Below are 12829 nucleotides of genomic sequence, written 5' to 3' on the forward strand. Positions count from 1 at the left end.
TAACACAACAGTACCAGCCACTGGTGAATATGATATAAGTGGAACTTATTTGAATGGCTATATCGACTTTGGAGGTGAACAATACAATGATATAACTGTTCAAAATACAAGTTGGGCAAACAGTGCTGGTGAAATAATTTCAAATACAAATGATTTAAATTACTATTTCAAAAATTTACTGGAAGGAAATATTATTCCAATGTCTTATGTGAATATGATGACCAATTTTTCATCAACCAATGCAGGATATGGTTTAGGTTGCTATGAAATTTATGCTGATGGAGTGCAATGGTATGGTCATAGTGGTTCAATTCCAGGTTATGGAACAAATATGCTTTACTGCCCATCTTTAAATACCTATTTGTCTATCAACTATAATTATGATAGTGCGGATATGAATCCGTTATTGCTCGAATTAAATACCTATTTAAATAGCACTTTAAGTAGTACTAACAATAATTTTAATGAATCAATTGTATCAGCATTCCCAAATCCAACCAATGGCATTGTAACAATTAAAATCAATAATTATAGTGGTGAGATAGATTTTACATTAGTAGATTTAAGTGGTAGAAAAGTATTTGAACAGAATAAAATTAATTTTTATAATGAAAAAAGTTTTGATTTTAGTGGAATAGAATCTGGAACATATTTATTAAATATAAAAACGGATAATCATAACATCGTCAAAAAAATAATTATAGAAAACAAGTAATTAAAACTTAATAAATTGTATTTTCTACTTAATAATAGAAAATAAATCTATTCAAATTAATTCTGTTTGTGAAGAAAGTTTTTTAAAACATCATCTGGTTTCAAAAGCCAGTATGAAACTAAAGATCCTTGAAATTTTGTTAAAATAGATAAAAATATTTACTAGCTATTAATAAATAGTAAGCGTTATCGAGTAACTAGTAAACGTTATCGAATAACTAGTAAGCATTATCGAAATACTAGTAAGCATTATCGAATAACTAATAAGCATTTTTTAAAAACTAGTAATCATTATCTAAAAAGTAGTAAGCACTTTCTAAAAACTAGTAAGCATTTTTTAAAAACTAGTAAGCATTTTCTAAAAACTAGTAAACGTTTTCGAATAACTAGTAAGCGTTTTCTAATAACTAGTAAGCATTTTCTAAAAACTAGTAAGCATTATCTAAAAAGTAGTATGCATTTTCTAAAAAGTAGTAAGCATTTTCTAAAAAGTAGTAAGCAATTTCTAAAAACTAGTAAGCATTTTCTAAAAACTAGTAAGCATTATCTAAAAAGTAGTAAGCATTTTCTAAAAACTAGTAAGCATTTTTTAAAAACTAGTAAGCGTTTTCGAATAACTAGTAAGCGTTATTGTTTAAAGTTTATTAGTTCAAAGAAATTAATTTTTGGGTGCTTTTTTTATTGCTTTTGTAATTCTCCATCAGTTTTGAGAATTATCAATTTTGCTTTTACGCCAGTGGTTAAGTTCCATTTATTGGTGGTTATCAATCCTTTTTTTTCATCAAATATTGAAAACTGAGCAGTATTTGGACCCGATTCTCCTTGATTAAGCGCTTCAATTTCTATTTTGTTAATCCCTTCATTTAGGTCTAAAAAGACTTCTTTGAAATCAACATCAAGTAAAATAGCATTAACAACTACTTTGTCATTGAGCCAAATTCTAACCACATCACCATCTGGTGCTTCGTGGTCACGACAAGCAATACTTATAATTTTTGTTCCTGTTTTAAATTCGCCAAGGAAACTATCGCTTTTAAACTTTTCAAGAATTTGTCCGTCATTCTTATTGTTCATTCTATCCGTGTAAATTTTAGAAGGATTTTCAAAACTTTCCTTTTCCATTACACTCTTTTCGTCCTCGGGTTTTTTGTTAATTAATGAAACGCTTTCTAATAATTTGTCTTTTTTATCAAAAATACTAGGATAGGTTATTGACTTAGAAGAAGTGGGAGAAATTTGTCCAGAACTATTAGTAACAGGTGCTATTTTCAGAGTCTTCTTAGGCAATTCAAATTGAGAATAACCTGAGAAGGATATAATTAAAAAGATAAAAAATGTGTTTAAAATTTTCATTGTTTTATATTGAAAACGATGTAAAAGTATCTAAAATCATTCAATAAAATCTTTTTAATTAACCAAAGCTTAACAATTTATGAGTAACATAGTTGGATATTTGTAGTCAAATAATAAAAATCATTTAAAATCAATGCCTAAATGCCAAAAAAAATAACGCTTTTACTATTACTTTTACTTTCACTATTTTCTTTTTCCCAAGAAAAAGTTACGTTGAGTGGAACCATTTCTGATATAAAAAATAAAGAAACATTAATTGGAGTTTCTTTGTTCATAGAAGAAACAAAAACTAGCTTTACTACCAATGAATACGGCTTTTATTCCATAACCCTACCCAAAGGTACGTATACGCTGTTGATTAGTTATGTTGGCTATCAAACCTCACAAGAAATAATAAACCTTACTCAAGATATTCGAAAAAATATTTTGATTGCCGAAACCAGTCAGCAACTCGATGAAGTTGTAATTATTCAAAACAATAAACGCGTTGACATTAGAAAACCAGAAATGAGTGTCAATAAACTTACCATTCAAGAAATCAAAGAAATGCCAGTCATTTTTGGTGAAGTTGATATTTTAAAATCCATTTTAACCTTACCAGGTGTTACTAACGCTGGCGAAGGACAATCGGGTTTCAATGTTCGTGGTGGTGGTGCCGATCAAAATTTAGTTTTATTAGACGAAGCTACAATATATAATTCTTCCCACTTATTCGGCTTGTTCTCCGTTTTCAATCCTGATGCCATTAAAGATTTAAAGCTGTATAAAGGTGGTATTCCAGCGCGGTATGGCGGAAGGTTATCTTCTGTTTTGGATATTTATCAAAAAGAGGGTAACAAAAATGATTTTCATATGAATGGCGGTATCGGATTGATTTCGAGTAGAATTTTAGCCGAAGGTCCTATTGTAAAAGGAAAAGGTTCCTTTGTAGTAGCCGGTAGAGCGTCTTATGCGCATCTTTTTTTGAAATTGACTAACAATCCAAACTCGGCTTATTTCTATGATTTAAATACCAAATTGAGTTACTCATTAAACGAAAAAAATAATATTTATCTTTCTGGTTATTTTGGGAGAGACGTGTTCCAATTGAGTGATAGTTTTATCAACACATACGGAAACAGCGTTATAAACTTCAGATGGAATCATTTATTTTCTGATAAATTATTTTCGAATTTATCAATGATTTACTCTGATTACTATTACGGTTTAAATTTGGACATCATTGGTTTTAATTGGGATAGTGGCATCAAAAACTATAATATCAAATACGATTTTAAACATTATTTGAGTGATAAACTAAAACTAACTTATGGAATCAATTCCAATTACTTTGATTTTAATCCTGGAAAAATTGAACCAACTCGCCCTGACTCGGGAATAAATGAAGACCAATTAGATAAAAAGTTTGCCCTAGAAAATGCTTTTTATATTGATGCAGAACATCAAATCTCTAAAAAAATTGCCATTACGTATGGCGTTAGACTGAGTTCATTTCTTAGATTAGGACAACAAACATTAAATACGTATGCCAATAATCAACCTGTTACTTTCAACCCTAATTTTTTAATCTATGAAAGCGCCGAACCTATTGGAACAGTAAGTTATGGTAAAAATGAAACTATAGCAAACTTTAACAATATCGAACCGCGATTTGCAATTTCCTATACTATCAATGATGATCAATCTATTAAAGGAAGCTATAACCGAATGTCACAATATTTGCATTTAATTTCAAATACTCAATCACCAACTCCTTTAGACGTCTGGGCACCCAGTGATCAATATTTAAAACCTCAGATTTTAGACCAAGTAGCATTGGGCTATTTCCGAAATTTAAAAGACGATAAATATTCATTAGAACTAGAAACTTTCTTTAAAAAAATTAAAAACCGTGTTGATTATATAGATGGTGCCAATTTAATAGCAAACGAAGCTATTGAACGCGTTGTTCTCAATGGTCAGGCAAGAGCTTATGGATTAGAAGTTTTGTTTCGCAAAAATACAGGACGATTTAAAGGTTGGTTATCTTATACACTTTCTCGAACCGAGCAAAAAGTAGAAGGAAGAACACCAGTTGAAACCGGAATCAACAATGGCAATTGGTATAAAACTGGTTTTGACAAACTACATAACTTAGCTGTTGTTGCCAATTATAAATGGACAGAAAAATGGCGATTTAGTGCCAATCTAACTTTTCAAACAGGACAACCCGTCACGTTTCCCAATGGAAAATATGAGTACGAAGGAATTACGGTTCCGAATTATAGCTCAAGAAACGAGGACAACCTTCCGGCGTATCATCGCATAGATGTTTCGGCAACATTAACTCCTAGAAAAAACAAAAAAAGAAAATGGGAAGCAGAATGGGTTTTTGGCATATACAATTTATACAATAGACAAAATGCGGCTTCCATAACATTCAGACAAAATCAAGAAACAGGGACGAATGAAGCCCTACGATTATCCATTTTTGGAATAGTACCAAGTGCAACTTATAACGTTAAATTTTAAATTATGAAAACATACACTCCCTTTTTATTCGTTTTATTATTTTCATTTCTTTCTTGTGAAAAAGTCATCGATGTCGATTTAGACACTGCTACACCTCGATTGGTTATCGAAGCATCCATTAACTGGTTTGCAGAAACAAGTGGTAACGAACAAAAAATCAAACTTTCAACCACAACCGATTATTTTTCTAATCAAATTCCTCCAGTTTCTGGAGCGACTGTTTTTATTACCAATAGCAGTAATCAAACCTTTACTTTTACAGAAGATGGAACAGCGGGCACTTACAAATGTTATAACTTTATTCCAGTAGTTGACGAGAATTATACTTTAACGGTTATCCATCAAGGCGAAACCTATACCGCTACTGAAAAACTTTTAAACACACCTATCATTACAAGAGTTGAACAAGTCAATGATGCTGGTATTCTTGGTAATGAAAAAGAAATTAAATTCTTTTTCGATGATTTAGAAAATGAAACCAATCACTATTTCTTGAGAATTGATGATCCCTACAAAGTCATTCCTGAATATGGTGTTTTAGAAGACCGCTTTTTTGAAAACAATGAGATGTTTGGTTTATACATTAGTGAAGATTTAAAAACGGGCGATATCTTAAAATTTAGATTAAATGGTGTCACACTAAATTATTACAATTATATGAACATCCTTTTGGCTCAAACAGGAACTACTAGTGCAGGTCCTTTTTCTACGCCAACCTCTACCGTTAGAGGAAATATAGTTAATCAGACAAATTTTGACAATTTTGCGTTGGGTTATTTCCGATTAAGCAAAACCGAAACAAAAGAATATACCATCCAATAAAAGTACGAAATAAGAAGTACGAAATACGAGTACAAAATACGAAGTAAGAAATATGAAGTGTTTTAATTACTTTTACAAATTCTAACTTCGTAGTAAAAAATGTCTTCACATCATATCGTTCGCGACGACCAAGAACCCGCATTGATTATTGCCAATGGGGAAATGTGTAGTGCTGAATTATTGGGGCAACTACTAGAATGGTCACCATTAGTGATTGTCCTCGATTCTGCTATTGAACGTGTTTTAGAATTGGGAATAAAAGTGGATGTTTTATTAGGCGATTTTGACAGAGGTTTTGATGCCAATTATTACAAAGAAAAACAATATCCCATTGAGATTGTGTATGCGCCAAACCAAGACAAAACCGATTTGGAAAAAGCATTTGATTATCTCATCGAAAAAGGACATAAAGCCGCCAATGTTATCTGGGCAACCGGAAGACGTGCCGATCATACCATTACCAATTTAACCAATATTGTAGCTTATCGCGATACATTAAAAATCGTCATTTTAGATGATCATTCGAAAGTCTTTTTGCTCCAAAATCAATTTGAAAAATGGTATACAGCCAATACGATTCTTTCGCTTATTCCCATTGGAAAAGTTTCGGGTATAACTACCAAAAATCTTTTCTATTCTTTACATAATGAAGACCTTACCATTGGCTACAAAACCGGAAGCAGTAATCATGTAACCGAAGATGGAATGGTTTCAATTATTCATACTGATGGTGATTTATTATTAATGGAATGCTGGGATTAAGTTTGTAAATTTGCCTCTCAGAAATTCTATTAAGACAAATGAAATTCCAAGTCGTATCAGATTATAAACCTACTGGTGACCAACCACAAGCTATTGAAAAATTAGCTACAGGAATTATCAATGGTGATAAATACCAAACGTTACTAGGCGTTACAGGTTCCGGAAAAACATTTACTGTGGCCAATGTAATTGAAGAAGTGCAAAAACCTACTTTGGTTTTGGCGCACAATAAAACGCTGGCAGCCCAATTATATTCAGAATTTAAGCAATTTTTTCCCAATAATTCGGTGCAGTATTTTGTATCGTATTACGATTATTACCAACCCGAAGCGTATATTCCTGTTACCGGTGTTTTTATCGAAAAAGATTTATCCATTAATGATGAACTAGAAAAACTGCGATTGAGCACTACTTCTGCCCTACTTTCGGGACGCAGAGATGTTTTAGTTGTAGCTTCTGTTTCGTGTTTGTATGGAATTGGAAATCCAGTTGAGTTTCAAAAGAATGTGGTTTCAATTGCAAAAGGCGAAATCATCTCACGAACCAAATTATTACATCGCTTGGTGCAAAGTTTGTATTCGAGAACCGAAACAGAGTTTTTACCGGGAACTTTTAGAATTAAAGGCGACACGGTGGAAATTTTTCCTAGTTATGCCGATGAACCTTTCAGAGTGCATTTCTTTGGCGATGAAATTGAAGAAATTGAAGCTTTTGATCCAAAAACTGCGAAAGTTTTCGAGAAATATGAGAAACTAAATATCTATCCCGCCAATATGTTTGTGACTTCTCCCGATGTGTTGCAAGCCGCGATTTGGGATATCCAACAAGACTTAGTAAAGCAAGTGGATTATTTCAAAGAAATAGGCAAACATTTAGAAGCAAAACGACTGGAAGAACGCACTAATTTTGACCTCGAAATGATACGTGAATTGGGTTATTGTTCTGGAATTGAAAACTATTCTCGGTATTTAGACAGACGGCTTCCTGGAACCAGACCTTTCTGTTTATTGGATTATTTCTCCGATGATTTCCTGATGGTGGTGGATGAAAGTCACGTCACGATTTCACAAGTGCATGCGATGTATGGTGGCGATAGAAGTAGGAAAGAAAATCTAGTGGAATATGGGTTTAGATTACCTGCTGCAATGGACAATCGTCCGCTGAAATTTGAGGAATTTGAAGGTATGCAAAACCAAGTGATTTATGTTTCTGCCACGCCAGCCGATTATGAATTGCAAAAATCAGATGGTGTTTATGTAGAGCAAGTTATTCGCCCAACTGGGTTATTAGACCCTATTATTGAAGTCCGTCCAAGCTTAAATCAGATTGATGATTTGATAGAAGAAATACAAGTGCGTTGCGAAGCAGATGAACGCGTTTTGGTAACTACTTTAACCAAAAGAATGGCGGAAGAATTGACGAAATATTTGACGAAAGTTTCCATTCGCTGTCGTTATATTCATTCCGATGTGGATACTTTGGAACGGGTGGAAATAATGCAGGATTTACGCAAAGGATTATTTGATGTGCTGATTGGTGTGAATTTATTACGGGAAGGTTTGGATTTGCCCGAAGTGTCGCTTGTTGCTATTTTGGATGCTGACAAAGAAGGGTTTTTACGCAGTCATCGTTCATTAACTCAAACCGTTGGAAGAGCAGCTCGGAACGTGAACGGAAAAGCCATTTTGTATGCTGACAAAATGACCAATAGCATGCAAAAAACCATAGACGAAACCAATTACCGTCGCGAAAAACAAATGGGCTACAACACTTTGCACGGATTGGAACCTAAAGCACTGAACAAAAGTTTAGGCAACGCTTTGAGCAACAACTCAGTTTCTACACAATATTTTGAAGATAAAATTGCAAAAGCTGCCGAACCCCAAAGTATATACCTATCCAAACCAGAGATAGAAAAGAAAATCCGAGACGCACGCAAAGCAATGGAAAAAGCCGCTAAAGAGTTAGACTTTATGCAAGCAGCAAAGTTTAGGGATGAGATAAAAGCGTTGCAGGATAAGATGTAAATTTCTTTTCTTTATATTCGTTGTTACAAAAAATACCAATAATTAAACTATGCCTTTTTCACTCGCCATTTCAAACTACAGAACACCTTATCAAAAAAACTATTGGTTATGGATTTTTCTAACGGTTTTTACCAGTATTTGGGTTAACACTTTGATTGGAACCAATGACCTCAACAATTGGTTTTTAGAGAACACACTGACGGTAATATTCATGTTGTTTCTAGTTTTTTCATTCCGAAAATACCAGTTCAGTGATCTTTCCTATCTTTTGATTTGTGTTTACCTCTGTTTGCATGTATATGGTTCAAAATATACCTATGCCGAAAATCCTTTTGGCTATTGGTTAAAAGACTATTTCCATTTTGGAAGAAATCATTATGACCGAATTGTACATTTCAGTTTCGGATTTTTGCTGGCCTATCCCATGCGAGAATTATTTTTACGTTGGTTAAAATACCCCAAAACGGTTTCTTGGATTTTGCCTATAGAAATTACACTGTCAGTGAGCGGACTATATGAACTTATTGAATGGGCCGTTGCCGATGTATTTTTCAAAGCACAAGGCGATGCTTATCTGGGAACGCAAGGCGATATATGGGATGCTCAAAAAGATATTTTTATGGCTTTTATGGGTGCTATTCTATCTACGACAATTGTTTCCTTGATAAAAAAACTATTCAGAATACATGAACAATAATGAGGATGTGTTTTAGTTCAATTGTTCTTGAAAAACTTCCAAAAGAAATTCTGGTGTAATCATTTTTGTAGGCGACATTTCCATGGCTTTCAAAACCCGTTTTATAGCGTGAGGATTTAATCCCATATTAATTCCTATTTCATGAATTTTATTTTGTTCGCGTTCATGCAATATACCATCACAATGCATCAATAAAGCCAGTCGGTAAAATTGTTGGATGCGTTCAAACTCAGATTTAATAACAACTAGGTAATTTTCCTGATGAAACAAACTCTTAAAATCAACTTTGGAAATTTGAAGTTCCTCAGCAATCATTGATAGAAATAAATATTCTCTGTCATGCAGTTTTCCATCAACTACTGAAAAGGCAATCATTTCTGTCAAAAGGGCTAATTTTTCTTCGTATTTTTCCATCGATAATTTATTTTTAGCTAAAATATAATTTTTTAAGAAACGGTAATCAATTATTTTTTAACAAATAAGTTGTTTTATTTTATTTAATTTTGTCTAATTCAATTTCTATATATTATGAAAACCTTTAAAATAGTTTTTTTCAGTTTGCTTATTTCCTCTATTAGTGCCTCAGCACAAATGGGAAATAACATGAATAATCGAGTACTAAATCAAAATAATACAGTACCTAATCCAAGTCCTGCACAACCAACGGCTGCAGATATTGAAAAAAACAGAAATGAAAGAATTGAAGGGTTTATGGTAAGGTTAAAAGCTGCCTTGACACTCGATGACCTCCAATATATTGCCATAAAAAATGATATTCTAGCTTCAAGTAAGCGAATGGATATTGTTATGAAAAGTAGTAATTCTGAAGAAGACAAAGCAGAAGAAATACGAGCCACGCAGGAAAAAACAGAAAAAAGTATCAACAGTTATTTGAATGCTGAACAGCGAGAGAAATACAAACTATTTTTGGAAGAAAAAAATTCAAAAAAGAAAGAGAAGGATAAAAAGAAAAAGAAAAATGAGGAAAGCAATACCGCTGTAGAAAAATAATTTTCACTTATTCAGCAAATTCTATACCTTTTGAAAAACTTTTTTTCTTTACTTTTTTTATTAGCTCTCTTAAGTTTAAACGCACAGGAAAGCACCGCTAGCAAACAAGTTGTTACTTTTACTCTAGAAGCACCCCAATTAAAAACCACCAAAAAAATCTGGGTGTATTTGCCTAAAAATTATTCGGATTCCGCCAAAAAGTATCCTGTAATTTATATGCATGATGCTCAAAATCTATTTGATGTTAAAACCTCCTATGCAGGTGAATGGAATGTGGACGAAACGCTGGATAGCATTAATGCACAAATAATTATTATTGGTATTGAGCATGGAAACGAAAAACGAATGGAGGAATTAACTCCTTTCAAAAATTCAAAATATGGTGGAGGCGAAGCCGATGATTATTTAGATTTTATTGTCAAAACTTTAAAACCAAGAATAGACTCAACCTTTAGAACCAAATCCAATGCTAAAAACACCGCTATTATGGGAAGCTCGTTGGGTGGATTGGTCTCTTTTTATGCCACTTTAAAATATCCTGAAGTATTTGGAAAAGTAGGTTGCTTCTCTCCTTCTTTTTGGTTTAACCGAAAAGAAATGAATGACTTGATGGCGCAAACCAAAGATTTCAATACCAAAGTCTATTTTCTATGTGGCGATAACGAAGGTGATGCTGATGTTATCAATGATATGGAAACTGTGGAGCATTGGGTAAATACCAAACGGTGTGAATGTAAAAAATTGAATAAAAAAGTAATCGTCAAAGCAGGACAACACAACGAAAAATTATGGCGTGAGAGTTTTAAAAACGCGTACCTTTGGCTTTTTTAATGGTTGATGGTTAATTGATATCAACCACAAACTACAAACCACAAACTTATCATGAATAACAACGATATATTTAAAAAACTTCGTGTAGCACTTCAGTTGCGAGATGACCAAATTGTAGAAATCCTTGAATTGGTTGATTTCAGAATGTCGAAATGCGAAATTGGAAACTTTTTTCGCAATGTAGACCATCCAAATTTCATGGAATGTGGCGACCAAGTGTTGCGTAACTTTTTGAATGGACTGGTAATTCATTTGCGTGGCACTAAAGAAAATCCAAAAAATGCTATGGATGTCATCAAGCAAAACCAGGAGGTAGTTAAGAAAAATATTGCTGAAAAACAGAAAGCAGAATTCAAGCCAAAAACGGACTTCACCCAAGCAAAAAGGAAACAGAGTGAAGCTAAACCAAATACGAACTCCTCAAAAAAATCTTTTAATCCAAAAGATAAAAAACAAGTAGTAAAAGTTCAGGTGGTTGAAAAGGTTCAATATAAAAATGGTAAGAACAAGAAATCCTGAGTTTTAGCTCAGGATTTTTTCATTATCTTATTCTTCTTTGCTCCCGAGCTAACAACGTATTTTTTAAAAGCATGGCAATGGTCATTGGTCCAACGCCTCCGGGAACAGGAGTAATATAGGATGCTTTTTTAGAAACGGCATCAAAATCAACATCGCCGGTAATTCGATAACCTCTTGAGTCGGTCTCATCATTCACTCGCGTAATTCCAACGTCAATCACAACGGCATCATCTTTTATCATTTCGGCTTTCAAATAATTGGGAACACCAAGTGCGGTGATAATAATATCGGCTTGTGTGGTTATTTGAGCAATATTTTTAGTATAACTGTGGGTTAACGTGACTGTTGAATTCCCTGGAAATCCTTTTCTTCCCATCAAAATACTCATTGGGCGACCAACAATATGACTTCTTCCAATCACAACAGTATGTTTTCCTTGTGTCTCCACACCATATCGCTCTAGCAATTCTAGGATTCCAAAAGGTGTTGCCGGAATAAAAGTGGTCATGTCCAACGCCATTTTTCCAAAATTTTCGGGATGAAAACCATCAACATCTTTGCTTGGATCAATGGACATGATAATGTGCTGTGTGTCAATTTGTTTTGGTAATGGTAATTGCACTATAAATCCATCGATGTTATCATCTTCATTAAGTTCTTTTATTTTTTTGAGTAATTCTGTTTCCGATGTAGTATTGGGCATTTTAATTAAAGTAGATTCAAAACCTACTCTTTCACAGGATTTTACTTTACTACCAACATAAGTCAAACTTGCACCATCATTCCCTACAATAATGGCAGCCAAATGAGGAACTTTCTCGCCATTGGCTTTCATCTTTTGAACTTCGGCTGCGATTTCGTTTTTAATGTCTTCTGATATTTTTTTTCCGTCTAATAATTTCATTTTTTTATTGTCTTGTTTATAAAAAAAGACGCGATAAATCGCGTCTCTGTACTATTTCATTCCGCCCATCATTTTCATCAAATTCTTTCCGCCACCGCCTTGCATCATCTTCATCATTTTGCTCATTTGCTCAAATTGTTTCATCAACTGATTTACTTCTTCAATTTTTCTACCAGACCCTTTTGCGATTCTGGTTTTTCTTTTCATGTCGATAATCGCAGGTTTGCTTCTTTCTTTGGGCGTCATCGAATGTATAATGGCTTCAATATGCTTGAAAGCGTCATCTTCTATTTCCACATCTTTTAGGGCTTTTCCAGCACCAGGAATCATCCCCACAAGGTCTTTCATATTCCCCATCTTTTTCACCTGTTGAATTTGAGCCAGGAAATCGTCAAAACCGAATTCATTTTTGGCAATTTTCTTTTGAATTTTTCTAGCTTCTTCTTCATTGTATTGCTCTTGAGCTCTTTCTACTAAGGAAACTACATCACCCATCCCAAGAATTCTTTCCGCCATACGCAAAGGATAGAACACATCAATAGCTTCCATTTTTTCACCAGTTCCAATAAACTTGATTGGTTTATCTACAACTGATTTAATAGAAATGGCAGCTCCACCACGGGTATCTCCATCTAATTTGGTTAGAATTACGCCATCAAAATTCAATCGGTCGTTAAA

At 33.5% G+C, this 12829-nt stretch carries 12 protein-coding genes and 1 pseudogene; 9 read left to right on the forward strand and 4 right to left on the reverse strand.

The annotated features are described in order from the left end of the window. A partial coding sequence (locus ACK5ON_RS06535) for a T9SS type A sorting domain-containing protein (protein WP_409820971.1) occupies positions 1-715 on the forward strand: 715 nt, incomplete at its 5' end. A 677-nt stretch (positions 716-1392) separates the two neighbouring features. On the opposite strand, the gene ACK5ON_RS06540 is transcribed toward ACK5ON_RS06535, so the two are convergent. Beyond that, the gene (locus tag ACK5ON_RS06540; RefSeq protein ID WP_409820974.1) at positions 1393-2067 is read right to left on the reverse strand and encodes a hypothetical protein; all 675 of its coding nucleotides are present in this window, start codon (positions 2065-2067) and stop codon (positions 1393-1395) included. Between the two features lie 141 nt (positions 2068-2208). On the opposite strand from ACK5ON_RS06540, the gene ACK5ON_RS06545 reads away from it, so the two are divergent. From ACK5ON_RS06545 to ACK5ON_RS06565, 5 genes are all read left to right on the forward strand, one after another. Further along, on the forward strand, positions 2209-4578 hold the full coding sequence (locus ACK5ON_RS06545) for a TonB-dependent receptor (RefSeq protein WP_409820978.1): 2370 nt from the start codon (positions 2209-2211) through the stop codon (positions 4576-4578). Positions 4579-4581: 3 nt separating this feature from the next. Further along, entirely contained in the window at positions 4582-5400 is an 819-nt protein-coding gene (locus ACK5ON_RS06550) for a DUF4249 family protein (protein ID WP_409820981.1), read from the forward strand. 99 nt (positions 5401-5499) lie between these two features. Continuing rightward, entirely contained in the window at positions 5500-6162 is a 663-nt protein-coding gene (locus tag ACK5ON_RS06555; protein ID WP_409820983.1) for a thiamine diphosphokinase, read from the forward strand. 38 nt (positions 6163-6200) lie between these two features. After that, entirely contained in the window at positions 6201-8189 is a 1989-nt protein-coding gene (gene uvrB / locus ACK5ON_RS06560; protein ID WP_409820986.1) for an excinuclease ABC subunit UvrB, read from the forward strand. Positions 8190-8238: 49 nt separating this feature from the next. After that, positions 8239-8886, forward strand: a complete 648-nt coding sequence (locus ACK5ON_RS06565) for a DUF2238 domain-containing protein (RefSeq protein WP_409820989.1) — start codon at positions 8239-8241, stop codon at positions 8884-8886. Between the two features lie 12 nt (positions 8887-8898). Here ACK5ON_RS06565 and ACK5ON_RS06570 read toward each other — a convergent pair whose 3' ends face one another. After that, positions 8899-9300 (reverse strand): TerB family tellurite resistance protein, encoded by a 402-nt coding sequence (locus ACK5ON_RS06570; RefSeq protein ID WP_396173468.1) that lies wholly within the window; start codon positions 9298-9300, stop codon positions 8899-8901. Positions 9301-9414: 114 nt separating this feature from the next. Here ACK5ON_RS06570 and ACK5ON_RS06575 point away from each other — a divergent pair, with 114 nt between their 5' ends. Genes ACK5ON_RS06575 through ACK5ON_RS06585 form a run of 3 tightly spaced genes read left to right on the forward strand, consistent with a single transcriptional unit; the run spans position 9415 to position 11247 of the window. Further along, positions 9415-9897, forward strand: coding sequence for a hypothetical protein (locus tag ACK5ON_RS06575; RefSeq protein WP_396173469.1), 483 nt, complete (start codon positions 9415-9417; stop codon positions 9895-9897). A gap of 30 nt (positions 9898-9927) precedes the next feature. Then, positions 9928-10728 carry an alpha/beta hydrolase gene (locus tag ACK5ON_RS06580; RefSeq protein WP_396173471.1) on the forward strand — a complete coding sequence of 267 codons (801 nt, stop codon included), beginning with the start codon at positions 9928-9930 and terminating at the stop codon, positions 10726-10728. A 51-nt stretch (positions 10729-10779) separates the two neighbouring features. Continuing rightward, the gene (locus tag ACK5ON_RS06585) at positions 10780-11247 is read left to right on the forward strand and encodes a DUF1456 family protein (RefSeq protein WP_396173473.1); all 468 of its coding nucleotides are present in this window, start codon (positions 10780-10782) and stop codon (positions 11245-11247) included. 22 nt (positions 11248-11269) lie between these two features. Here the strand turns inward: ACK5ON_RS06585 and ACK5ON_RS06590 are convergent, their stop codons facing one another. Further along, positions 11270-12151, reverse strand: coding sequence for a bifunctional 5,10-methylenetetrahydrofolate dehydrogenase/5,10-methenyltetrahydrofolate cyclohydrolase (locus ACK5ON_RS06590; RefSeq protein ID WP_396173475.1), 882 nt, complete (start codon positions 12149-12151; stop codon positions 11270-11272). A gap of 51 nt (positions 12152-12202) precedes the next feature. Then, positions 12203-12829 (reverse strand): annotated as a pseudogene (locus ACK5ON_RS06595) (signal recognition particle protein); the annotation flags it as partial.

The organism is Flavobacterium sp., assembly GCF_046317795.1.
Classification (GTDB): Bacteria; Bacteroidota; Bacteroidia; order Flavobacteriales; family Flavobacteriaceae; genus Flavobacterium.

Coding starts and splice junctions, on each gene's coding strand:
- ACK5ON_RS06540 (WP_409820974.1), bottom strand. CDS start 2,067: ATGAAAATTTTAAACACATTTTTTATCTTTTTAATTATATCCTTCTCA.
- ACK5ON_RS06545 (WP_409820978.1), top strand. CDS start 2,209: ATGCCAAAAAAAATAACGCTTTTACTATTACTTTTACTTTCACTATTT.
- ACK5ON_RS06550 (WP_409820981.1), top strand. CDS start 4,582: ATGAAAACATACACTCCCTTTTTATTCGTTTTATTATTTTCATTTCTT.
- ACK5ON_RS06555 (WP_409820983.1), top strand. CDS start 5,500: ATGTCTTCACATCATATCGTTCGCGACGACCAAGAACCCGCATTGATT.
- uvrB (WP_409820986.1), top strand. CDS start 6,201: ATGAAATTCCAAGTCGTATCAGATTATAAACCTACTGGTGACCAACCA.
- ACK5ON_RS06565 (WP_409820989.1), top strand. CDS start 8,239: ATGCCTTTTTCACTCGCCATTTCAAACTACAGAACACCTTATCAAAAA.
- ACK5ON_RS06570 (WP_396173468.1), bottom strand. CDS start 9,300: ATGGAAAAATACGAAGAAAAATTAGCCCTTTTGACAGAAATGATTGCC.
- ACK5ON_RS06575 (WP_396173469.1), top strand. CDS start 9,415: ATGAAAACCTTTAAAATAGTTTTTTTCAGTTTGCTTATTTCCTCTATT.
- ACK5ON_RS06585 (WP_396173473.1), top strand. CDS start 10,780: ATGAATAACAACGATATATTTAAAAAACTTCGTGTAGCACTTCAGTTG.
- ACK5ON_RS06590 (WP_396173475.1), bottom strand. CDS start 12,151: ATGAAATTATTAGACGGAAAAAAAATATCAGAAGACATTAAAAACGAA.